23 protein-coding genes are annotated in these 21,298 nt (G+C 69.5%); 13 read left to right on the top strand and 10 right to left on the bottom strand.

Going from position 1 to position 21,298, the window contains the following annotated elements:
• Positions 1-86 precede the first annotated feature (86 nt).
• Positions 87-1,058: a hypothetical protein gene (locus tag ABN273_RS04995; RefSeq protein ID WP_349447437.1), complete on the top strand. Its 972-nt coding sequence runs from the start codon at positions 87-89 to the stop codon at positions 1,056-1,058.
• Between the two features lie 404 nt (positions 1,059-1,462).
• On the opposite strand, the gene ABN273_RS04990 is transcribed toward ABN273_RS04995, so the two are convergent.
• The 4 genes from ABN273_RS04990 to ABN273_RS04975 form a co-directional block, all read right to left on the bottom strand.
• Positions 1,463-1,702: a hypothetical protein gene (locus tag ABN273_RS04990; RefSeq protein WP_349447436.1), complete on the bottom strand. Its 240-nt coding sequence runs from the start codon at positions 1,700-1,702 to the stop codon at positions 1,463-1,465.
• 121 nt (positions 1,703-1,823) lie between these two features.
• On the bottom strand, positions 1,824-2,576 hold the full coding sequence (locus ABN273_RS04985) for a GntR family transcriptional regulator (RefSeq protein WP_349447435.1): 753 nt from the start codon (positions 2,574-2,576) through the stop codon (positions 1,824-1,826).
• Between the two features lie 152 nt (positions 2,577-2,728).
• Positions 2,729-3,271, bottom strand: coding sequence for a VanZ family protein (locus tag ABN273_RS04980; RefSeq protein ID WP_349447434.1), 543 nt, complete (start codon positions 3,269-3,271; stop codon positions 2,729-2,731).
• Positions 3,272-3,311: 40 nt separating this feature from the next.
• Entirely contained in the window at positions 3,312-4,004 is a 693-nt protein-coding gene (locus tag ABN273_RS04975) for a dienelactone hydrolase family protein (protein WP_349447433.1), read from the bottom strand.
• A gap of 147 nt (positions 4,005-4,151) precedes the next feature.
• Between ABN273_RS04975 and ABN273_RS04970 the strand changes: the two genes are divergently transcribed.
• The 7 genes from ABN273_RS04970 to kynU are packed head-to-tail and all read left to right on the top strand — an operon-like array spanning position 4,152 to position 10,552.
• Positions 4,152-5,561 (top strand): aldehyde dehydrogenase family protein, encoded by a 1,410-nt coding sequence (locus ABN273_RS04970; protein WP_349447432.1) that lies wholly within the window; start codon positions 4,152-4,154, stop codon positions 5,559-5,561.
• The gene (locus ABN273_RS04965) at positions 5,554-6,351 is read left to right on the top strand and encodes a 2-keto-4-pentenoate hydratase (RefSeq protein WP_349447431.1); all 798 of its coding nucleotides are present in this window, start codon (positions 5,554-5,556) and stop codon (positions 6,349-6,351) included. Before ABN273_RS04970 ends, ABN273_RS04965 begins: the two co-directional genes overlap by 8 nt.
• Positions 6,348-6,779: a RidA family protein gene (locus ABN273_RS04960; RefSeq protein ID WP_349447430.1), complete on the top strand. Its 432-nt coding sequence runs from the start codon at positions 6,348-6,350 to the stop codon at positions 6,777-6,779. Before ABN273_RS04965 ends, ABN273_RS04960 begins: the two co-directional genes overlap by 4 nt.
• On the top strand, positions 6,776-7,291 hold the full coding sequence (locus tag ABN273_RS04955) for a 3-hydroxyanthranilate 3,4-dioxygenase (RefSeq protein ID WP_349447429.1): 516 nt from the start codon (positions 6,776-6,778) through the stop codon (positions 7,289-7,291). The genes ABN273_RS04960 and ABN273_RS04955 overlap by 4 nt, the downstream gene beginning before the upstream one ends.
• A complete protein-coding gene (locus tag ABN273_RS04950) occupies positions 7,292-8,260 on the top strand; it encodes an amidohydrolase family protein (protein ID WP_349447428.1) in 969 nt (322 codons plus the stop codon).
• Between the two features lie 15 nt (positions 8,261-8,275).
• The gene (locus ABN273_RS04945; RefSeq protein WP_349447427.1) at positions 8,276-9,355 is read left to right on the top strand and encodes an ABC transporter substrate-binding protein; all 1,080 of its coding nucleotides are present in this window, start codon (positions 8,276-8,278) and stop codon (positions 9,353-9,355) included.
• A gap of 3 nt (positions 9,356-9,358) precedes the next feature.
• Positions 9,359-10,552, top strand: a complete 1,194-nt coding sequence (kynU, locus tag ABN273_RS04940; protein ID WP_349447426.1) for a kynureninase — start codon at positions 9,359-9,361, stop codon at positions 10,550-10,552.
• On the opposite strand, the gene ABN273_RS04935 is transcribed toward kynU, so the two are convergent.
• Both ABN273_RS04935 and ABN273_RS04930 read right to left on the bottom strand, forming a co-directional pair.
• Positions 10,545-10,925 carry an MmcQ/YjbR family DNA-binding protein gene (locus tag ABN273_RS04935; RefSeq protein WP_349447425.1) on the bottom strand — a complete coding sequence of 127 codons (381 nt, stop codon included), beginning with the start codon at positions 10,923-10,925 and terminating at the stop codon, positions 10,545-10,547. The genes kynU and ABN273_RS04935 overlap by 8 nt on opposite strands.
• Entirely contained in the window at positions 10,922-11,953 is a 1,032-nt protein-coding gene (locus ABN273_RS04930) for a DUF2293 domain-containing protein (RefSeq protein ID WP_349447424.1), read from the bottom strand. Before ABN273_RS04930 ends, ABN273_RS04935 begins: the two co-directional genes overlap by 4 nt.
• 173 nt (positions 11,954-12,126) lie before the next feature.
• On the opposite strand from ABN273_RS04930, the gene ABN273_RS04925 reads away from it, so the two are divergent.
• Entirely contained in the window at positions 12,127-12,930 is an 804-nt protein-coding gene (locus tag ABN273_RS04925) for an FKBP-type peptidyl-prolyl cis-trans isomerase (RefSeq protein ID WP_349447423.1), read from the top strand.
• Positions 12,931-13,001: 71 nt separating this feature from the next.
• Here ABN273_RS04925 and mads6 read toward each other — a convergent pair whose 3' ends face one another.
• The gene (gene mads6 / locus ABN273_RS04920; RefSeq protein ID WP_349447422.1) at positions 13,002-14,348 is read right to left on the bottom strand and encodes a methylation-associated defense system protein kinase MAD6; all 1,347 of its coding nucleotides are present in this window, start codon (positions 14,346-14,348) and stop codon (positions 13,002-13,004) included.
• A 61-nt stretch (positions 14,349-14,409) separates the two neighbouring features.
• Between mads6 and ABN273_RS04915 the strand changes: the two genes are divergently transcribed.
• Positions 14,410-15,027 carry a type 1 glutamine amidotransferase family protein gene (locus ABN273_RS04915; protein WP_349447421.1) on the top strand — a complete coding sequence of 206 codons (618 nt, stop codon included), beginning with the start codon at positions 14,410-14,412 and terminating at the stop codon, positions 15,025-15,027.
• The gene (locus tag ABN273_RS04910) at positions 15,024-15,470 is read left to right on the top strand and encodes a MarR family winged helix-turn-helix transcriptional regulator (protein ID WP_349447420.1); all 447 of its coding nucleotides are present in this window, start codon (positions 15,024-15,026) and stop codon (positions 15,468-15,470) included. The genes ABN273_RS04915 and ABN273_RS04910 overlap by 4 nt, the downstream gene beginning before the upstream one ends.
• Before the next feature lie 14 nt (positions 15,471-15,484).
• On the opposite strand, the gene ABN273_RS04905 is transcribed toward ABN273_RS04910, so the two are convergent.
• The gene (locus ABN273_RS04905) at positions 15,485-15,748 is read right to left on the bottom strand and encodes a hypothetical protein (protein WP_349447419.1); all 264 of its coding nucleotides are present in this window, start codon (positions 15,746-15,748) and stop codon (positions 15,485-15,487) included.
• Positions 15,749-16,024: 276 nt separating this feature from the next.
• On the opposite strand from ABN273_RS04905, the gene ABN273_RS04900 reads away from it, so the two are divergent.
• Together ABN273_RS04900 and ABN273_RS04895 are read left to right on the top strand one after the other, a co-directional pair.
• A complete protein-coding gene (locus ABN273_RS04900) occupies positions 16,025-16,339 on the top strand; it encodes a hypothetical protein (protein ID WP_349447418.1) in 315 nt (104 codons plus the stop codon).
• 984 nt (positions 16,340-17,323) lie between these two features.
• Positions 17,324-17,668 (top strand): STAS domain-containing protein, encoded by a 345-nt coding sequence (locus ABN273_RS04895; protein ID WP_349447417.1) that lies wholly within the window; start codon positions 17,324-17,326, stop codon positions 17,666-17,668.
• Here ABN273_RS04895 and ABN273_RS04890 read toward each other — a convergent pair.
• Together ABN273_RS04890 and ABN273_RS04885 are read right to left on the bottom strand one after the other, a co-directional pair.
• The gene (locus ABN273_RS04890; RefSeq protein WP_349447416.1) at positions 17,592-19,808 is read right to left on the bottom strand and encodes a terpene synthase family protein; all 2,217 of its coding nucleotides are present in this window, start codon (positions 19,806-19,808) and stop codon (positions 17,592-17,594) included. The genes ABN273_RS04895 and ABN273_RS04890 overlap by 77 nt on opposite strands.
• Positions 19,809-19,877: 69 nt before the next feature.
• Positions 19,878-21,293: a family 2B encapsulin nanocompartment shell protein gene (locus tag ABN273_RS04885; RefSeq protein WP_349447415.1), complete on the bottom strand. Its 1,416-nt coding sequence runs from the start codon at positions 21,291-21,293 to the stop codon at positions 19,878-19,880.
• Between the last annotated feature and the right edge of the window lie 5 nt (positions 21,294-21,298).

The following is a 21,298-nucleotide window of genomic DNA, read 5'->3' as shown; positions in this document are numbered from 1 at the left end:
AGTCGTTTCCTGATGTCTCGTCGTCAGACCCTCACAACCCGCGCAGTCTTCCCCCGCCTCACGCAAACCACCATTAGGTAGCCCCCATGATGAACCAGCACGAGAGCATTCCCGATCTGATGCAAGAGGACACCTTCGAAGTCGTGATGCGCGGTTACAACCGCCGTCAGGTCCACGACTACATGATCCGTACCCGAAACCAGATAAGGGACCTGGAAGAGCGGCTGGCCCGGGCCATCGACCAGGCAGAGCAGGGCCGTGTCGAGCTGGCGGAGGCCAGGCGGCGCATGGTCGAGACGCCACAGAACTACGAGGACCTCAGCCCCAGGCTCGCCCAGATCCTCCGGCTCGGCGAGGAGGAGGCCGCGGCGAAGCGGGAGGACGCCGAGGCCGAGGCCGCCAGCGTGCGCGACGCGGCCAAGTCGGAGGCCGACCGGCTCGTGACCACGTCCCGCGAGACCGCCGACAAGATCCTCACCTCTGCCCAGGCCGAGGCGGAGCGGCGGGTGAACGAGGCGACGCAGGCCGCGGAGGGGATGCTGGCCCAGGCGGGCACGGACGCGGAGGAGCAGCTCACGGCCGCCCGCACGGAGTCCGAGGACCTGCTGCGCGAGTCGCGCGCCGAGTCCGAGCGGCTGATCGCGGCCGCCCAGGCCGAGTCCGAGCAGCTCCTGCAGTCCGCCAACGCGCAGGCCGACAAGCTGGTGTCGGAAGCGCGTGACGAGTCCGAGGCCATGCTGGCCTCCGCGAACCAGCGCACCGTCGCGCTGGACGAGCAGGCGGGGCGGCGGGTCGAATACCTGACCAACACGCACACGGAGGTCGTGCGTCGGCTGACCGAGATCAGCTCGGTGCTCGGCGACCTCATGCGCAAGGAGTCGACGGCCGGGTCGCTGATCCCCGAGTCCGCCACGGCTCCGGCCTCGCCCCAGGACGACGTGCGGGTCATCGTGGACTCGGGCGTGGACCCGGACGAGACGGTCAAGCTCAAGGTCGAGAGCGACGTCTCCGAAGACACCGACGTGCACGTCGTCCGGCTGACCGAAGTCCACAAGTAACCCTGTCCCGGCCACCACCCGCCCGCCCGCGCCGACGGCCCCTTCCTTTGGGGCGACGCACGTGCGGGAGGCCGCCGCGCACCGGGGTGCCGCCCGCCTCGTGAATGGCCCCCGCCGTGCTCGGCCGGACGCGCGTGGGGCGCGTTGTGAAAGTCGCGCCGCCGGAGCCCGTCCGGGCGCCGCGGGTGGCGCACGTCGGTGGCGCGTGGTGCCCTGCCGCAGTGCGTGGTGCGTGCTGCGCGGGCGGAGGGGCGGGGCGGAAGCCTCCGCCCCCGATAGGGTCGGAGGCTTCCGCGATCGTGGCCCCTCCCGGATTTGGAGGCCCGGTGCCGAGGCCGCCGAGACGCTGGACCCGGCACCGGGCTGCTTGTGGACGCCGGCCGCGGAACGCTCCACGGCCAGCGTCAAGGAGGTGCGGGCCCTGCTTGCCAGGGGTGCTGCCCGGCCCGCCTCTCCTGGTCCCGGAGCTGGTCGCGCAGAGCGTCCGGGTCGTCCGCGTCGATGGTCATCGCACATCCCTCAGCGCGCTGCGCCGCGCTGAGCGGATGGTGCCTCGTGGCCCACCAGCGGCCGGCGTCGCTCCGCCAGATGGTCCACTGGGGGTGCTCCCGGGCGATCTCGGCAAGATGTCGATCAAAGGACATCTCTGTCCGCCTTTCCCGGCCCCCAGGCGAGGTTCCATCTCCTTCAAGATGGAGCAGTTCTCTAGAGAATTCAATGATCGTGATGGACAGGTCAACCTATCGCTTGACAGATGCTCTTGAACTAGGCGTCGAAGTCGTACTGGAGTACGTATGCCGCCGAGTCGAGCACCATCTCGTTGAGCTCGACGGGCAGCCCGCCCGACGTGTACGCGGTCCTGGCGATCACGATCACCGGTGTCCCGCCGGGCAGGTCGAGCAGCGTGATCTCGCGCGGTCCCGGCATGCGGGCGCGTACCTCCTCGGTGAAGTGGGCAGGAGGGACGCCCAGGTCGCCCAGCCTGGCGTAGACGCCGCCGGGTCCGGTGTCCGCGAGGGTGATCGCGCTGCCTTCGACCAGGTGCGCGGGGAAGTAGGAGGTGGCCAGCTGCACGGGCCTGGCGTCGACCGAGTAGCGGCGCCGACGTACCCATACCTCGCCGCTCTCCAGGACGCCCGCCACCTCCTCGCCGGCCCGCTCCAGCGCCACCTCCACCCGGTCCACGGTGAAAGGCCGGCCCCGCGTGTCCGCGTCCCAGATGGCCCGGCCCTGACCCCACTGCTCTCGTGACAGGCGACGCGAGCCGTGCCTGCGTATCGGTTTGAACAGCCGCACGTAAACCCCCGAACCTCGTTTGGGCACCGCCAGCCCTTCATTGATCAGTACGGCAAGCGCCTGCCTGGCGGTGGCGCGTGCGATTGCGTATTCGGCCATCAGCGCGTTCTCGCCCGGTAGTCGGTCCCCGTCGCGCAGTTCGCCGGACAGGATCCGGGCGCGGAGACCGTCGGCGATGCGGCGATAGATAGGGGGCTCGTGGGGTACCGGGGATTCAGACACTATTGATCACCCTCTGTCACCAACCAGGTTGTGGCGTCTCCAGAGAACTTGCCCCGTCTTGTCCACGATCGCACAGATAGAAAGCTTGGTCGTGGGCTTCTTTTGAGCGGATCGTGCCTGAGTGGTGAATTCGGCGGGGTTTTAGCGGACCGTTACCGTGGAACGGTCTCAGCCGGTATTCGAACGGCCCACCAGCGCCGAGTAACCAAAGCGAAGATCACAGCGCCTGCCGTGTTCAGGATGACATCGTCCACGGAGGAGAAACGGCCCAGTCGCAGGGCGTACTGGAGGACTTCGACGATGACCGAAAACGTGGCCGCGACCGCCGCAACGCGCGCCGTCGAGGACATCGCGCGGCTGCGTACCGGCAGCAGCGCGCCCAGCGCGGCGAACACCAGCAGATTGCCCCCGATCTGCACGAACACCGCCTCCCACGGTGCGCCGACCAGGTCCATGAGGTCTTCGAACGGGACCAGGCCGACTCCTGTCCGACCGCTCGACGGCGTGAGGATCATCCAGATCCACGGAGCCGTGCCGACCGCTATGCCGATGTCGGCGATGGACGTGCGCAGAGGCGCCGGATGGCCGGAGCGGGCGCGGTGGCGGGAGAGGAGCAAGATTGCTAGCAAGGCGACGGGGAGCGCAAACGTACCAGCAATAATGACGGTTCCCCACAATTCCCACGTCCGCGCCATCCGACCATGATGACGATGATCAAGGGGTACCGGAAGATGTCTATCTGGACAGGGTCACGGGCAGGTGCTGGGAGAGGAAGGCGAGCGCCACCTCCCATGTGCGCCCGGCTGCCTCCGGGTGGTGGAACATCGGGGCCTCGCTGTTGTGGAAGGCGTGCCCGGCCTCCTCCTCGATGTGCATGACCACGTTCGGTCTGCCCTCCGCGGCCTGCTCGACGGCGGCCACCCGCTCGCGCTTGATGTACGGGTCGCTGCCGCCGAAGACCAGCAGGAGCGGCGCCGTGATGCGGTCCATGAGGCCGGTCGAGTCGGGCACGGCGGAGCCGTAGAAGGACAGGACGGCGGCCAGTTCCACCTGCGCGGCGAGCGTGTAGTCGATCGAGCCGCCCAGGCAGAACCCCAGCGCGCCGACCCCGCCGCTCACCTCCGGCAAGGACCGTAGGTGGGCGACGGTCAGCGCGCAGTCGGCCACGCCCCGCGCGAAGTCGAACCCGCCCGCCACTTCGATCGCGGCGGCCGTGCCCTCGGGGGTGTGCTCGCCCTGCCAATGGGGATGGATGCGCCAGAAAAGGTCCGGCGCGGCCACCACGTAGCCGCGCGAGGCCAGGTCCAGCGCGACCTTCTCGATGTAGGGGCCGACTCCGTAGATCTCCTGGACCAGCAGGATTCCGGGGCCGGTCGTGGCGTCGGGGAGCCACAGGTGAACGTCGAAGGTGCCGTCAGGGGCAGCCACTTGATCGGTTCTGGTTTGCATGTGCAACAGCATCGCTCATAGCGCGGACGGCGTTACGGCGAGACGATGCGATCAGAGAGTCCCGAGGCACCACCCGTTGTCCGCCGATCGCTCAGCGATCTGTACAGGGGAGAAGAGGAGAGTGTCGTGCTGACCCATTTCATCGGTGGCGAGCCGGTGGGCGCGGGCAAGACGTTCCCGGTCCACGACCCCGTGACGGGCGCGGTGACCAGGCAGGTGCACGAGGCCGATCCCGAGGTCGTCGACCGGGCCGTGCGCGCGGCCAGAGAGGCGGCGCGCGACTGGGCGGCGCTGCCCGTCGGCGAGCGGGCCGGGTGGATGCGGCGCCTGGCTGCGGGCATCGAGTCCCGCTTCGACGACCTGGTGACGGCGGAGATCGCCGACACGGGCAAACCCCTCGACCAGACCCGCACGCTCGACATCCCGCGCGGCATCGCGAACTTCCGCGCCTTCGCCGAGATCGCCGCCCAGCGCCCGGACGACGCCTTCCACCTGTCCGGCGTGCTCAGCTACACGGTGCGCAGACCGCTCGGCGTGGTCGCGGTGATCGTCCCGTGGAACCTGCCGTTCCTGCTGATGACCTGGAAGCTCGCGCCCGCGCTCGTGGCGGGCAACACGGTGGTGGTCAAGCCGTCGGAGCACACGCCCGGCTCGGCGGCGGTGTTCGCCGAGATCTGCGCCGACGCCGGGCTGCCCCCGGGCGTGGTCAACATCATCTTCGGGTACGGCTCCGCCGGCCAGCTCCTGGTCGAGCACCCGTGGGTGGACGCCGTGACGTTCACCGGGTCCACCGAGACGGGCAGCGCGATCATGCGGACGGCGGCCGACCGGGTCAAGCCGATCTCGTTCGAGCTGGGCGGGAAGAACGCCGGGCTGATCTTCGAGGACTGCGATCTCGACCGGGCCGTCGAGGGGACCGTGAAATCGGTCTTCACCAACGGCGGACAGGTGTGCCTGTGCACCGAGCGGCTCTACGTGGAGCGGCCGATCTTCGAGGAGTTCTGCGCCCGGCTCGCGAACCGTGCCCAGGAGGTCGAGCCACAGCCGATGATCTCGCAGGAGCACCGCGAGAAGGTGCTCTCGTACTACTCCTTGGCCCGCTCGGAGGGAGCCAAGGTGCTCACGGGGGGCGGCGTGCCCTCGTTCGGCGACCCCCGCGATTCTGGATATTTCGTGGAACCGACGGTAGTGACAGGCTTGTCAGAGTGGTCCAGGTTCAATCGGGAGGAGATCTTCGGTCCCGTGTGCCACGTCGCGCCCTTCGACAGCGAGGCCGAGGCGATCGACCTGGCCAACGGCAGCGAGTACGGCCTGGCCGCCACGCTCTGGACGACCAGCCTCGACCGGGCGCACCGGGTGGCGCAGCGGCTGGAGGCCGGGCTCGTCTGGGTGAACACCTGGTACCTGCGCGACCTGCGCACCCCGTTCGGCGGCGTGAAGCTGTCGGGCATCGGCAGGGAGGGCGGCGTCCAGTCACTCGACTTCTACTCCGAACCCACCACGATCACCATCAAACTGGAGCAACCCGATGTATGACGAATGGTCCCAGGCCGTGGACACGCGGACCCAGGCCGCCGACCGACTGGCCGAGGCCGCGCGTTCCGGCGAACCATGTGCGCCGATCAGGGACCTGGTCAGTACGGCGGCCGACGCGTACGCCGTACAGGAGATCAACACGCGACGGGCGCTCGAGGCGGGACGGCGGCTGGTCGGTAGGAAGATCGGCGTGACCAACGTGCTGCTGCAGCAGCAGTTCGGCATCGACCAGCCGGACTTCGGCATGCTCTTCGCGGACAGGTCGTACTCCGACGGGCTCCCGGTGCCGGTGGACGGGTTCCTGCAGCCGCGGGCCGAGGCCGAGGTCGCGCTGGTGCTCGGCAGGGATCTGGCCGGCGGGCCGTTCACGGTGGCCGACGTGATCAGGGCGGTGGAGTTCGCGCTGCCGGCGATCGAGATCGCCGACTCGAGGATCGTCGACTGGGACATCACGCTGGCCGACACGATCGCGGACAACGCCTCGGCCGGCGCGTTCGTGCTGGGCGGCATGCCCGTCTCGCTGGTGGGGCTCGACCTGCGCGCGGCGGCGATGACGATGACGCGGAACGGCCAGAAGGTCTCGACCGGCTCCGGCGAGCTGTGCCTGGGCAACCCGCTCAACGCCGCCGTCTGGCTCGCCTCCCGGCTGGGCCGTACGGAGTACGCGCTGCGGGCCGGTGACGTGGTGCTGACCGGCGCGCTCGGCCCGGTGGTGCCCGTCGGCCCCGAGGACGTGTTCGAGGCTCGCATCGAGGGACTGGGCTCCGTGCGGGCGGTGTTCTCCAAGTGAGCGGAAGGACCAAGGGGCTCAGGGTGCCCGGCAAGGCCGTCCCCCGAGGCAGGTTCCCCCACGTCAAGCGGGCAGGCGACTTCCTGTACGTCTCCGGCACGAGTTGCCGGCGCCCTGACGACACCTTCGTGGGCGTGGTGGTGGACAAGTATGGAACGACGAACCTGGACATCCGCGCTCAGACCAGGGCGGTCATCGAGAACATCGGCGACATCCTCAAGGCGGCCGGAGGCTCACTCGCCGACCTCGTGCAGATCACCGCGTACCTGGTCAACATGAACGACTTCAGAGGCTACAACGAGGTCTACGCCGAGTTCTTCGACGACGAGGGGCCGACGAGGACCACTGTCGCGGTGCACCAGCTGCCCCATCCACACCTGCTCATCGAGATGCAAGCCGTCGCCTACCACCCGCAGGAGCGATCATGATACCGCCCATCGACTTCGCCAAATGGATCGACGAGCACGCCCACCTGCTCAAGCCGCCGGTCGGCAACAAGGTGGTCTTCGAGGGGGCGAGCGACTTCATCGTGATGGTGGTCGGCGGCCCCAACTCCAGGACCGACTTCCACGTCGACCCGTACGAGGAGCTGTTCTACCAGGTCCGCGGCAACATGCACGTCAACGTCGTGACCGAGCACGGCCCTGAGACCGTGCACATCCGCGAGGGACAGATGTGGCTGCTGCCGCCCCGCGTGCCGCACTCGCCACAGCGGCCGGAGGCCGGGTCCGTGGGGCTCGTGGTGGAGAAGATCCGGCCGGAGGGCGAGCTGGAGAAGTTCCAGTGGTACTGCATGGAATGCGGCAACCGGGTGCACGAGGTCGAGCTACAGGTGCGCGACATCGTCAAGGACCTGCCGCCGGTCTTCGAGGCGTTCTATGCCGACCAGAAGGCCCGCACCTGCGGTGAATGCGGTGCGCTCCACCCTGGCAAGGGCTAGATGGCCACCGACGTCCACACGCATTTCGTGCCCAGGGGTTGGCCCGAGCTGGGCTGGCCCGGGGCGCCCAGGCTGAGGATCGAGTCGGAGCGCGAAGCGACGATCCTCGTCAACGACCGAGATTTCCGGAAAATTCAGGATGACTGCTGGGATCCGAGGGTGCGGCTCGCGCGGATGGACCAGGACGGCGTGGACCGCCAGGTGGTCTCGCCCACGCCCGTCTTCTTCGGCTACGACCGGCCGGCCGTGGAGGGCGTGCGGATCGCGAAGATCTTCAACGACCTCGCCCTGGAGATCTGCGCGGACCCGCGGCTGATCCCGTTCTGCCAGGTGCCGCTGCAGGACCCCGACCTGGCCTGCGCGGAGCTGGACCGCTGCCTGGACTCCGGCCATCGGGGCGTGGAGATCGGCAACCACGTCGGCGACCACGACCTCGACGACGCGGGCGTCGTCCGGTTTCTCCAGCACTGCGCCGAAAGGAACGTTCCCGTCTTCGTGCACCCGTGGGACCTGCCCGCGGGCTCACGCATCGAGCGGTGGATGGCGCAGTGGCTGGTCGGGATGCCCGCGGAGACGCATCTGTCCATCCTGGCGATGATCCTCGGCGGCGTGTTCGACCGGGTGCCGGACACGCTGCGCATCTGCTTCGCGCATGGCGGCGGCTCGTTCGCGTTCTGGCTCGGCCGGTTCGAGAACGCCTGGCACCGCAGGCGCGACCTGGTCGGCGTCTCGGAACGGCCGCCGTCCCACTACCTCGGCAGGTTCAGCGTCGACTCTGCCGTCTTCGACGAGCGCGCGCTGCGGCTGCTCGTCGACACTCTCGGGGAGGACCACGTGATGCTCGGCAGCGACTTTCCCTACCCGCTCGGCGAGTCGCCACCGGGCGACCTGATCCGGCGCGCCGGCTTCCTGTCCGGCACGGCCCGGGCCAAGCTGCTCGCCGCCAACGCCGAGGCGTTCCTGGGCTGAGCCATGCGCGCATCAGTGCTGGGGCTAGTGGTGCTGATGGCCGCCGGTTGCGGCGGCTCGGTGCCGCTGTCGGCCGAGGGTGATCCGCTGGTCAAGGTCGGCGCGATCATCTCGCAGACCGGCGTGTACGCCGTGCTCGGCGACGATATGGAGACCGCCATGCGGCTCTACCTGGACGACCACGACGGCCGCCTGGGCGGCAGGCCCGCCGAGCTGGTCGTGGCCGACGACGCGGGCAACCCTGAGGAGGGTGAGACGCAGGCCAGACGGCTCATCGACGACGAGGGCGTGGACGTGATCACCGGGCTGATCGCCTCGCCCGTCGCCGAGTCGGTGGTCAAGGCGGCCGGCAGCACGCCCGTGGTGATCGCCAACGCCGGCGCCGACGCGCTGGGCGGCCCGAACGTCTACCGCGTCTCGTACACCGACCACGACCACGGCTACGCCGCCGGACGCTACGCCGCCGAGCGGTACGGCAAGGAGGGCGTGGTGCTCATGGCCTCCGACTACTCGGCGGGCATCGAGACGCTCAGGGGCTTCACCGAGGGGTACGGCGCCCAGCCGCTCAAACGCATCCTGACGCCCTATGGCCGGATCACGGACCTGGAGCCGTACTTCGCGCAGATCCCGCCGGAGGCGGAGCTCCTGTACGCCTTCTACGCCGGCGGCGAGGCGGTCGAGTTCCTGAGGGGATACCGGCAGCACGCCGCCTCCAAGGTCAGGCTGCTGGCCTGCCAGAACCTCACCGACGAGGACGTGCTGCGGGCCGTCGGCCAGGACGCCGAGGGCGTCACCAGCGTCGGCATGTACTCGCCCGCGCTGGACAACCCGGACAACACCGCATTCGTCGCCAGATGGCGGGCGAAGACCGGCCGGAACCCGTCCGCGGTCGCGCTCCAGAGCTGGGACGCCATGCGGCTCATCGACAGAGGGCTGGCCCAGGACGGAGGGCTGTCGGCAGTGGGCGAGCTGGACGGGCCGCGCGGGGCGTTCCGGCTCGACGCGACGCACAACCCGGTGCAGAGCTGGTACGTCCGCGAGTACCACAATGGCGTGAATCGGGTAGTTGCCACCATGCCCCCACAAAAGGAGTAACCATTGGACCGGGACCAGTGCCTCGCCCTCGACGCCGCCGACCCGCTGCGGGGCTTCAGGGACGAGTTCGTGCTGCCGGAGGGGGTCATCTACCTCGTCGGCAACTCGCTCGGCGCGCTGCCCCGCCGTACCGCTGAACGGGTGCGGCAGGCGGTCGAGGACGAGTGGGGCAAGGAACTCGTCGGCGGCTGGAACCACTCCGGCTGGTACGCGCAGCCGCTGACCACGGGCGACCGGCTGGCCCCGCTGATCGGCGCGGGCCCCGGCCAGGTCGTGGTGGGCAACACGACCTCCATCGCGGTCTTCCAGGCGGTGGCGGCGGCGCTGCGGCTGCGCCCCGAGCGCCGGGTGATCGTCTCCGACGTGCGGAACTTCCCCACCGACCACTACATGGTCCAGGGCCTGGCCGGGCTGCTCGGCGGCTACGAGGTGCGCGATTTCGCGGAGGGACGGTTCGACGACGCCGCCGTGGTGCTGCTTTCTGAGGTGGACTACCGCACCGGCGCCCGCCACGACGTGCCGTCGGTCACTGCCCGGGTCCACGAGGCCGGCGCGCTCATGGTCTGGGACGTGTGCCACAGCGTCGGGGCCATGGAGGTGGACGTATCAGGGGCCGACTTCGCGGTCGGATGCACGTACAAGTACCTCAACGCGGGTCCCGGCGCGCCCGCGTTCCTCTACGTCAACCCGCGGCACCACGCCGCCGCCGAGAACGTGCTGTCCGGCTGGTACGGCCACGCCGAGCCGTTCGCGTTCGAGCCCGGCTACCGCCCGGCGGAGGGCGTCAGGCGGTTCGCGGTGAGCACCCCGCACGTGTTGTCGTTCGCGGCTCTGGAGGCGGCGCTCGACGTGTGGGAGCGGGTGCCGATGGACCAGGTGCGGGCCAAGAGCATGGCGCTGACCTCGCTCTTCGTCGACCTGGTCGGCGACGCGCTGGAGCTGGCCTCGCCCGCCGACCCCGCCGCACGCGGCAGCCAGGTGAGCTTCCGCCACCCCGACGGCTATCCGGTGATGCGGGCGCTGATCGACCGGGGCGTGCACGGGGACTTCCGGGCGCCGGACATCCTCAGGTTCGGCATCGCGCCGCTCTACATCGGCTACACCGACGTCTACGACGCGGCGGCCACCCTGCTCGAGGTGCTGGACAAGGAGCTCTGGCGGGACGAGCGGTACACCACCCGCCTGGCGGTCACCTGACCGGGTTCTCGTCGAGCTGCTTGACCGCCCGCTTGGGCGCGACGGTCCGGTAGCTCTCCTCCACCCAGTCGAGCAGCACGTCCGGCTCCGGGAGCTCCGACAGGAACGGCACGGTCACCCAGCCCGCCTTGCCCAGCCCGTGGCTGGTGGGCTCCGCCCCCTCGACGGTGAGCGCGTGGCCGTGCGCCTCCGACACCAGCTTCACGCTGAACTTGGGGTCCCACTTCTCGGTCTGCTCCTCGATGCCGAGGAAGAGGAAGACCTTCTTGTTCACCTTGATGACGGTCTCGCCCCACGGGTGGTCCTCATGGGTCTCGGGCAGTCCGAGCGCGTACGCGCGCAGCTCTTCCCGTACGTCGTGCCAGTCGCTCATCGGCGAAATTCCTCCAGCTTGCGCTCGATTCGTTCCCTGACCATGTCCCTGGCCTCCATCCTGGGCACGCCGGACATGAGCAGGTGGTCGTAGTCGGTGTCGAGGTGCCGGATCGAGGCTATGACGGCCAGCGTGATGGCGTTCTCGTCGAGCGCCCTGGCGGCCGCCGTCCTGCCCACCCGGCCGCTGCCGCGCTGTCCGGCGTGCTCGGCGATCTCCTGCGCCCGCTGCTCGGGGCAGCCGGGGAACAGCCTGGCGATCTCGGCCGCCATCCTGGCCTGGAACTCGACGTCCTGCTCCGCCCTGCGCTCCCGGTCGCGTTCGCGGCGGCGCAGGCGTACCTCCTCGTCGGCCAGGCACCGCTCCTCGGCGGCGGCCAGCGCGGCCTCCTCGACCAGCAGGCCGACACGCTGGTAGACCTTGCGCCGCCGGTTGTACCGCACGACCACCGCCGACAGGCCGCTCTCCTGCTTGGCCCGGCGGCTCAGCGCCGCGTTCCCCGACGGCAGGAACACCAGGTGGTCCATGTCCGCGCAGGTCAGGCAGTGCGGCCGGTCGTCCTCCATGATCAGGTAAGGGCCCGTGTCGCCGCACGAGGCGCATGTCCAGGCGTCGAGCGGGGCCACCGCCACCAGGTCGGGCACCTTGGGCTCGGTCAGCTTGCGGACCCTGGCCTCGCTGAGGTCGGGCGAGAGCCAGTGCACGCGGAACGGCTCCTGCCCGTGCCTGGCGGTGAAGCGCAGCTCGCGGCGGTCGCGCGTGCCGGCCACGTACGGCGCGTCCACCGGCTTGAGCCCCTTGGCCAGCGCCCACTCCTTCAGCAGCGTGGCCGTGGTGAGCAGGCGGTCCTCGTCGACGGCCGCCAGCTCGGACAGCGTGGCGACCCGGCCCTGCTGCCAGGTGGCCACGTGTCTGGAGTGCAGCCAGCGCAGCCCCGTCACCACGTCGATGAACGTCACGTACTTCCGCGTGGTCAGCGCGATCTCGGCCGCCTCCGCGACCCTGCGCGACAAATTCGGCTTGCTCACAGGGCCTCCTGCGTCGGCCCTGTGAGCATGCTGCTGTGTCCATTGGTTCGCTCGCTGCGCTCCCTCACGTGCTCCAGTCTCCCGCGCCTTTGTCGTGAGATGGCGAGACCCGCAGCTTTCCTTTTGGCCATCGCGGCAAGTAACCCCTACGGACCTGGCCCTGGAGGAAAATCGTGCGTCTGTTCTGGCCGGCCGTGCTCATCCTCGCCACCTCGTGTGGCCTGGCTGGGGACGGCACGCAGCCCGTGGTCACGGGTGCGTTCGGCACCAAGCCGGTCGTCGCCATACCCAAGGGCAAGCCGAGCCGCACACCGCGGATCACTGTGCTGTCGATGGGCAGCGGCCGGCGTACGCTCCTGGGCGACGTTGTGCTCGCTGACGTGGACATCCGGCGCTGGTCGGGCAATCGGCCGTACATGAGCACCTATGACGGCAACCAGCCCACCGCCGTCGTCTTCGACGGCAGGCAGGTGTCGGAGACCTGGCGGCAGTCGCTCATCGGCCGGCCGGCGGGCAGCCGGGTCATGCTGGTCAGCCCGGCGTCCGAAGCGCTCGGGCCCGACGTGCCGCTGACCGGCCTCGCACCCGCGGACACGCTGGTGCTGGTCTTCGACATCCTGGGCGGTTATCCGCCCGACGCCAGGCTTGTCGGCCGCACCCTGCCGGTGATCCCGGCCGACCTCGTACCGGGCGCGCCGCCTCGTGTCCTCATCGACGGCTCGGGGGACGAGATCGTGGCCGGGGCGAAAGTGGTGATCCAGTACGTGGAGGCGTCCTGGCCGTCGCGGACCGTCGTGGACTCGTCCTACCGGAGGGGTGGGCCCAGCGCGTTCGTACTGAAGGAGGGGTCCGTGCCGGATGGCTGGCTGGAGGCGCTCGTGGGCCGGCGGGTGGGCAGCAGGGTCGCGGTTTCCTGTTCCGGTGACGAGTCGTCGCTCTACGTGATAGACGTATTGGACACGTTCACGCACGTGTAAAGAGGGGCCGGGTGACAGGTGTGCCACCCGGCCCCTTGGCACGTCGGCGCGCTACGCGCACCGGCGTACTGTCATGATCGGGACACCAGCCGACGTACCAGCCGCTTGAGGCGGGACTCCTGGACCGGCGCACCCTCAAGGGCGTCAAGGGCCTCGGCGGCGGTCGGGCGCTTGGCCGGGAGGTGGTCCAGCATCCTGCGTACGACCTCGGGCACATCGGGCCCGTGGGCGTCGCCGCTGGTGGGGAGCTCGCCCGTGAGCAGGTGGTAGGCGATGGCGCCGGCCGCGTAGACGTCGGAGGCGGTCGTCATCCGGTCGGGCCGCTCCTGGCACTCGGGCGCCGCGTAGTGGGCGTCGAGCACGTTGCCCAGCTCGTGGGCGACGGTGTAGTTACGCGGCCCCGGCTTGGCGTAGTCGAACCCGGTCAGCACCGCGTGCCCGTCGTCCGTGACCAGCACGGAGGCCGGGGTCAGCGCGCGGTGGACGACGCCGTTGGCGTGTGCGTGCGCCAGCCCGCGCAGCAGGTCCTGGATCACGCCCAGGTGGGCGCCCTTGCCCAGCGAGAGGTGCAGCGCCTCGCCGTGCACGTCGTCCAGCACCAGCACGAACCGGCTCTCGTCGTCGATGGCGAAGAAGTCGCGCGAGCGCACCACGCACGGGTGCGGTGGGATCCTGGCCAGCGTCTGGTACGCGTTGGCGATGCGCTGCCGCTCGGCCGCCCGCGCCTCGCTGTCGGCCAGCGGGTCGGCCTGGTAGACCCGTAGCAGCACGGTCTCGCTGCCCGGCAGCGTCGCGTTGAACGCGCGGTATTCGGTGACCTTGGTGTCGCCGCCGAGCTGCTCCTCGACCTCCCAGTTGCCGAACCTGGGCGGCGCGGTGCTGCGGCGTACCGTCTGGTTGAGCGCGTCGAGGATCGCGGTGCGGTACGGCTTCGCGTCGGGGCTGCACCCGCGCCTGACCCTGGAGACGTCGCTCAGCGTGGTGAGCAGGCCCGGCAGGTCGGTGACGTTGACCGCGTCGCGTTGCGCCGGGTCGACCAGCTCGGCGTCGGGCGAGGTGAGCACGACCAGGCAGTCGACGTAGACCCGCTCCAGCTGGGTGGCCTTGGACACCAGCAGGCCCTTCAGAGCCTTGGCGGTGCCGCGCAGCTTGGCCACAGGAGAGCCGAACGCCTCCCTGCGCGGCGGGAACCAGCGCGTGCCCGACACCTCGATGCGGCCCCTGGTGCCCTTGACGTCGACGACCACGAGCGAGTGGCCGGTCAGCACGATCAGGTCCACCTCGAAGACGTCGTGGCCGCGCTGGACCTCGACGTTGTGCAGCAGCAGCCAGTCGGAGGGGGCGTGGTCGCGCAGATAGGCGATCACCCTCCGCTCGGCGTCGTTGACCGGACGTCCCCCGCCGACGATCTCTGCCATAGGGGGTATCCTCCCACGGTTATCAGTTGACAGCATGTTGTCGAAATGACAGTATGTTGTCATGAAGGAAATCGTGCACCACGCCGTCTATGACACGTTCGCCGACTGGGAGACCGGTCACGCGACCGCCCACCTGCGCAACGGACGCCACCAGCGCGAGCCGGGCGGCTACGAGATCGTCACGGTGGGCCTGACCACCGACCCCGTCGTGAGCATGGGCGGCCTCCGCGTCACCCCGGATCTGGCGCTCGACCAGCTCTCGCCTGCCGCCAGCGCGCTGCTCATCCTCCCCGGGGCCGATCTGTGGGACATGGGCGCCACACTCGCGCCGTTCGCCGCGAAGGCCCGGGAGTTCCTCGACGCGGGGGTGCCGGTGGCGGCCATCTGCGGCGCCACCGCCGGGCTGGCCAGGGAGGGGCTGCTGGACGAGCGCGACCACACGAGCGCGGTGGTGCAGTATCTGGCGGCGCAGGAGGGCTACGCGGGCGCCGAGCACTACCTCGACCAGGACGCCGTGCTCGGGGGTGACCTCATCACGGCGGGTCCGACGGAGCCCGTGGCGTTCGCGCGGGAGATCTTCCGGCGGCTCGACATCTACCGGCCGGAGGTGCTGGACGCGTGGTTCCGGTTGTACGCGAGGAGTGACGCGTCGGCCTTCGAGGTGTTGATGGCGGCATGACGGACACGCCGGAGCTGCTCTCGGGCCTCGCGCTGGCTTCGTTCCGGCTCAACGGGCAGTTCCTCCAGGTGGCGGAGGGGCTGGCCCGCCCGGCGGGGATGACGGCGGCGTGGTGGCAGGTGCTCGGCGCCGTCCTGTCCGAGCCGCTGCCGGTTGCGGGGATCGCCCGGGTCATGGGGATGAGCAGGCAGGGGGTGCAGCGGATCGCGGACCTGCTGGTGGAGCGGGGGCTGGCCGAGTATCGCCCCAACCCGGCGCACCGGCGCGCCAAGCTGCTGCAGCCCACGGCCGCCGGCCGCGCCTCCATCGCGAAGATCGTCCCCGGCCACCAGGCCTTCGCCGACCGCCTGGTGGCGGAGCTGGGGGCGGACGGCGCCCGCGACTGCCTGGAGGCCCTGCACCGCCTCTCCGCCGCCTTGGACCGCCTGGACGCCCAGCCGTAACCCGATGGCCGCCCTCAGCGCCTCTGGGCGCGGGACGGCCACGGCGAGGTGGCGGTGCGGGAGTAGACCGACAGCGTGGTCGCGGTCATCAGCATGGCGATCTGGGTGCCGAGCGCGGCGATGTAATAGCGAAATAGCCCCCAATGGCTGGTCAGGCCCAGTGTGATGCCGGTGATCAATGCGGTGAGGCTGAGCGGTATGCCGCCCGCGAGGACCAGTGGATAACCATGACCGTCTTGCGGATACGCGACCGCATCGAGCTCACTTCGGTTGATCATTTGCTAAACAATGGTGAACGGCTGCCCCATCGCGCGTGCGGCCGGTAAAAATAAAGCTCGTTCACCGGACTGTTTCCGTGATGCCTGCGCCGCGCCTGGTTGACGAGCGGGAAAACCGAGTGCCAAGAAATCGAGGCACCTCTTTGACCTCCCGGAGGGCTTTTTGAGTTGCGATTCTTGCCGCCTCCCGCGATTGTTATTTGCGGCACCTCACAGCCCTGCAGAAACGACTAGGGCGCCGGAAATTTCCGCGCCGATCCATGGAGGAAAGCACACATGATCCGTCGCATTCTGGCCGGTGCAGCAATCGCCGCCGCCGCTCTTGGCTTCTCCGCCACCGCGGCCTCCGCCGACGTCGGGCCCAACCCGCAGATCAGCGGGACGAGCCTCCTGAGCCAGCTGACCGCCGCCGAGAACCTGACCGCGCTGAACAACATCGCGAACGACTCGGCCAAGGACATCCACCTCGTCCCGGTGAGCGTCCCGGTGAACGTCCCGGTGAGCGTGCCGGTGTCCGACGTCGCCGACCTCGACGCCCCGGTCCTGGCCGTCCCTGTCATGAGCCAGGTCAGCCCGGTCGACAACGACTGACGGCTCCTCACGTGACGTAGGCAGGAAGCCGATCGCGGCTCTCGTGTGAGGGGCCGCCCGGCCAAGGTCGCCTTCCTGGTAGTTGAGGTGAACCAGAAGAACGGGCCGTGGACATTCGCGAAGCCACGGCACGGGTTTGGTGCGCACTGAGCTATCCGCGCCCTGTGGCCCGGGTCGATCACTGCAGGATCACCTGGGCCGCGGGGCCGTGGCCGTTCACGGCCGCACGACGAGGCCGACGTGCTCAGGCCCCGGCTGCGCCGAATCGTTGTCGTAGCAGACCAGATCCCCCCGGCTCCACCTCCTCCTTGGACATCCGGATCCCCGACCCTCACTGCCCCTGCGTCGTCACCCCGCCCCCGCCCCACGGGTAAGCGATGCCCGGCGTCTCCATCGCCGCGCGCACCGCGACGGTTCCGCCCGCCGATTGCACGGCCGGCGCGGGTTGCGGAATGCACAGTGCGCAGCAGAATCACCTGCGCCAGGGCCATCGATATCGGCGGCAGCCGACGTGGCCCATTCATGGAATATTCAGCGCGCCCGGAAAACTCATGCGCGCCATACCGTTCTGTCGGTAGCTTTCCTGCGCCTCTATGCCGACAAACGTAACGCGCCAACATCTGGATATATCCGGAATCAATCGTGCTTGTGGGCGCTCCGACAAGGTGGACGCCACGGGGGTCGGCCGGGGCATGCGCACGTCGAGGAGCAGGGGCGCGGCTGCCGGAGCGCCTTCGTGCCAGGCGTGCGGGGAGCCGTTGCCGCCACCCTGCAGCCGGCGGGCGAGCCCGACCAGGGGGCGGATCCCGCTCCCATCCGGCCCCAGCGCACGCCCTCGCCGGGCCCGTCATAATTTCCCCGTAATTCGGTCATTTTCCGGCGAAAATAACATAGCCAAACATACTTCGTGTAACCTAGGTTCTGGTTAATCGTCAGAGCAGGACCACGACCCCCAGAGCGTGTGTGTTGGGGGGTGCGAGGAGCGTGAGTGGCGCCGAAGAACGGCTGCTCTACCAGGACCGGCAGCTGACGGTCACGATGCGTGCGATTCCCGGGCCACCGTCCGTCGCGCTCATCGGGGAGATCGACGCCTCCAACAGTCCTGCGGTCGCCGGTGCCCTGGCGAGCTGCCGCCAGGGCGCGTACATCGTCGTCGACACCGGCGAGCTGAACTTCATCGACGTCTCGGGCCTGCGCGTGCTCGTCATGCCCACGCTGCCGCCGTCACAGCGGTGGATCCGCCTGCACAACGTCACGCCGTACCAGCGCCGGCTGCTGCGCATGATGGGCTGGTACTACGAGCCCCGCGCCCATCACCTGCCCGTTTAGAGAGCAGGGCCGCCGAGGTGCCCAGGCCCGTCGGCCCGCCCAGCCGGAACTGCGGCGGCCGGTTGTGGCGGCGCAGCGACTCCTCGTCGTAGCGGAAGCAGTGCCGGTGCCAGTGGAGTGTCCCGCTCACCCAGCCACGCAGCTCGTCCACGTACGCGTCGAGGTCGCGCCGGGCCTCCGCGTCGAGGCCGAGGTCGTCGCACACGAGCGGCAGCTCGTGCTCGACGATGTGCTGGAACTGCCGCATCCGCGAGGTCAGCAGGTCGTTGACGATGCCGAGCGCCGTCGGGTAGTCGCAGTCGAAGAAGTTCTGGACCACCAGCACGCCGTTGTGCAGCTCGCCCTCGAACTCGATCTCCTTCTGATAGGAGAAGATGTCGTTGATCAGCCCCCCGCAGTCGGCGAGGGTGTTCTCCAGCGACCGCATCGGGCCGCTCTCGTACACCTCCCGGCTGATCCCCTTCCCGCGCAGCAGCCGGGCCAGGCTCATCGTCAGCTCGAAGCCGAAGGTCTGGCGGCGCATCTCCACGTAGTCCACGGGGTCGGGGATGTGGTTGGCGAACTGGTTGGCCAGCTCCCACAGCCAGCTCGTGCACATGCTCTCCACCGCACGGCGCAGCTCGCGGCGCTCCTCGAGCGGCATCGGCCCCGCCGTGCGCGCCCAGACGTCGGCCAGGCCCCGCTCCAGCACGTTCGTGGGTGGTGGCGCGGGCGAGCCGTCCAGCGGCATGAACGCCGAGAGCCGCTCCACCGCGATCTTGGCCGCCACGAGGTTGCGCGAGCGGCCGAAGACGGCGGGGACGTAGTCGTCCGCGTGCGTCCCCCAGGTCACCCAGTACGACGCCAGGTTCAGTTCCTCAGGGCCGGCGTCGGGATACAGGGCCGCGGCGAGCAGCGGCATGTCGACGTCGATCAGCCGCCGCTCGTCCCACACTCCCGAGCCGAGCATCCCCATCTCCTTGCACCACGCCACGGTGTGCCGCCGGGCCGCGTCGAGATGGGGCGACAGCCTGACCTGGAACGGCATGTACAGGTCGGGGATCCGCGACGGCCCCACCCGCTGGTGCGGCACGTGCGCGAAGTTACGCAGCCGCTTGGCCCCCAGCAGGTTGACGATCGACGACATGCCCAGCGGCTTGGCGGCGGCGGCCCGCTTGTTCATGTACCGGCTGGAACGCAGATGCCACTCGTGCCCGCCCGCCTGCCAGTCCTGCAGCCCTTTGACGTAGGCCAGCACGCCGGCCGCGCTGATCGGGTCGATCGCGTACTCCACGAACAGCGGTCCCAGCTCGGTGAGCGCCGTGTGCTCGAACTGCTGCAGCCGCGAGGTCAGCAGGTCGTTGACGGCGTCGGCGGCCTCCTGCGTGCCGCAGCCGAGGAACGTCTCAAGCACCAGCACGCCGTTGCTCAGCTCGCCCTCGTCCCCGACCTCCCGCTCGTACGAGAACAGGTCGTTGCGCAGGTGCACCGCGTCCGAGAAGGCATCCTTGAGCACCCGCAGGGGACGGGTCCCAGCGATCCGCGCGGGCACCTCGGCCCCCACCGCGTGCTCGACGAGCCCGGCCGACCAGGGCGCCCCGCCGACCTTGCGGCGCATCTCGATGTACTCGACCGGGTTGGCCACCCGCCCCCGGTTCATGTTGGCCAGCTCCCACAGCGACTCGTTCAGCAGGTTGCGGGTGCTCTCGGCGAACCGCGCCCGCCAGTCCGCCGACCTGCTCGGCACCGTACGCACCCACAGGTCGGCCAGGCCGGCCTCGACCGGGTTGGTGGGCTCGGGCATGCTCGGGTCATCGCCCATCGGCATGAAGCGGGCGATCCGGTCGAGGTACGCCTTGCCGCCCCGCAGGTTGCCGGAGCGCTTGAACACCTCGAGGAAGTGGTCGTCGAAGAAGAAGACCCACACGTACCAGTCGGTGATCAGACACAGCTCGGCGCCGTCGCAGTCGGGATGGGTGTAGGCGCACAACAGCGGGTAGTCGTGGGCGTCCAGGTCGGCCTCCTCCCAGACGCCGGGGTCGTCGAGCATGCCCATGTCGCGCGCCCACCGTTTGGAGTGCGCGCGAGCCTCTTCGAGATGCGGGTTCAGCCGCGCCGGGTACGGCATGTAGAAGTCCGGCAGTTCGAACGGCTCGCTCATGGTCGCTCCTTGACAGTGCGCGGCCGGCACCGTGCCCGCGGTGCCGGCCTCCGGCGTCCGGTCCCTCGGTCAGCCGTTCCTGCCGACCTCGACGTCCTCCAGCACGCCGAGCGCGTCCGGCACCAGGACGGCCGCCGAGTAGTAGGCGCTGACCAGGTAGGAGATGACGGCCTTCTCGTTGATGTTCATGAACCGGACCGACAGGCTGGGCTGGTATTCGTCGGGGATGCCGGTCTGGTGCAGGCCGACGACGCCCTGGTTCTCCTGCCCGGTGCGCATGAGCAGGAAGGACGTCGTGTACGTGGCCGAGATCGGGATCTTGTTGCACGGGAAGATCGGAATGCCCCGCCAGGCCGGCACCTTGTGCCCGAAGGCGTCGATGGACTGCGGGTAGACGCCGCGCTTGCTGCACTCCCTGCCGAAGGCGGCGATGGCCTGCGGATGCGCCAGGAAGAAAGCCGGCTCCTTCCACACGGTGGCCAGCAGGTCGTCGAGGTCGTCGGGCGTGGGACGGCCCGTGCGGGTGCGGATGCGCTGGCTGAGGTCGGCGTTGTGGAGCAGGCCGAACTGCCTGTTGTTGATCAGCTCGTGCTCCTGCCGCTCGCGCAGGGCCTCGATCGTGAGGCGGAGCTGCTGGTCGAGCTGGCTCATCGGCTGGTTGTACAGGTCGGAGACCCGGCTGTGCACACGCAGGACCGTCTGGGCCACGCTCAGCTCGTACTCGCGCGGGCTCAGCTCGTAGTCCACGAACGTGCCGGGCAGCACCGGCTCGCCGGTGTGGCCCGAGGCCATTTCGATCGCGGCCTCGCCGTAGTCGTTGTGGGCGTGCTCCTCGCTCGCCTGCCAGCGGTCCAGATGCTCGCGGAGCGCGGGCGACTGGTCGGCCAGCTGCTCGAAGTCCTGCCTGGACAGGGTGAGCACGGTGGTGGCCGTCTTGGCCCGCGCGGTGAACGCGAACCGCCCGCCATCGGTCAGCGTCTGCTCGCCGAGGTAGTCGCCGTCGGCCAGGATGCCGAGGTTCTGCTCGTCGCCGTACGCGCCGCGGGTCACCTTGCTCACCCGGCCGTGGGCGATGAGCACGAGCCGGTCAATGGGGCGGCCCTCGGAGACGATCTCCTCGCCGGCCTCGATCTCGCGCTGCGTGAAGCCGCCGGCCAGGGCCTGCAGCGCCTCGGCGTCGTCGAAGCCGCGCAGCATGGGTATCTCGGTGAGCTCGGCTGGGATGACCCGCACGTCGGAGCCGGTGTTGCTGAACGTGATGCGGCCGTCGCCCAGCTCGTAGGTCAGCCGCCGGTTGACCCTGAACACGCCGCCCGAGCACTGAACCCATGGCAGCAGCCGCAGCAGCCAGCGCGAGGTGATCTCCTGCATCTGCGGCGGCGTCTTGGTCGTGGTCGCGAGCTGCCTGGCGGCCTCGGTGCTGAGGCTGAGCTGGCTGTTGCCGTTGACGGTCTCAGGGGCTGTTGAGTTGGTCGTTTCGGTCATCGTGC

The sequence above is a fragment of the Nonomuraea sp. B19D2 genome (assembly GCF_040137845.1).
Classification (GTDB): Bacteria; Actinomycetota; Actinomycetes; order Streptosporangiales; family Streptosporangiaceae; genus Nonomuraea.
Note: the sequence above shows the minus strand (reverse complement) of the source record. Positions and strands in the feature narration are given on the sequence as shown.

Coding starts and splice junctions, on each gene's coding strand:
- ABN273_RS04915 (WP_349447421.1), top strand. CDS start 14,410: ATGAAGGAAATCGTGCACCACGCCGTCTATGACACGTTCGCCGACTGG.
- ABN273_RS04950 (WP_349447428.1), top strand. CDS start 7,292: ATGGCCACCGACGTCCACACGCATTTCGTGCCCAGGGGTTGGCCCGAG.
- ABN273_RS04910 (WP_349447420.1), top strand. CDS start 15,024: ATGACGGACACGCCGGAGCTGCTCTCGGGCCTCGCGCTGGCTTCGTTC.
- ABN273_RS04935 (WP_349447425.1), bottom strand. CDS start 10,925: ATGAGCGACTGGCACGACGTACGGGAAGAGCTGCGCGCGTACGCGCTC.
- ABN273_RS04990 (WP_349447436.1), bottom strand. CDS start 1,702: ATGTCCTTTGATCGACATCTTGCCGAGATCGCCCGGGAGCACCCCCAG.
- ABN273_RS04955 (WP_349447429.1), top strand. CDS start 6,776: ATGATACCGCCCATCGACTTCGCCAAATGGATCGACGAGCACGCCCAC.
- ABN273_RS04995 (WP_349447437.1), top strand. CDS start 87: ATGATGAACCAGCACGAGAGCATTCCCGATCTGATGCAAGAGGACACC.
- ABN273_RS04885 (WP_349447415.1), bottom strand. CDS start 21,293: ATGACCGAAACGACCAACTCAACAGCCCCTGAGACCGTCAACGGCAAC.
- ABN273_RS04965 (WP_349447431.1), top strand. CDS start 5,554: ATGTATGACGAATGGTCCCAGGCCGTGGACACGCGGACCCAGGCCGCC.
- ABN273_RS04890 (WP_349447416.1), bottom strand. CDS start 19,808: ATGAGCGAGCCGTTCGAACTGCCGGACTTCTACATGCCGTACCCGGCG.
- ABN273_RS04900 (WP_349447418.1), top strand. CDS start 16,025: ATGATCCGTCGCATTCTGGCCGGTGCAGCAATCGCCGCCGCCGCTCTT.
- mads6 (WP_349447422.1), bottom strand. CDS start 14,348: ATGGCAGAGATCGTCGGCGGGGGACGTCCGGTCAACGACGCCGAGCGG.
- ABN273_RS04905 (WP_349447419.1), bottom strand. CDS start 15,748: ATGATCAACCGAAGTGAGCTCGATGCGGTCGCGTATCCGCAAGACGGT.
- ABN273_RS04980 (WP_349447434.1), bottom strand. CDS start 3,271: ATGGCGCGGACGTGGGAATTGTGGGGAACCGTCATTATTGCTGGTACG.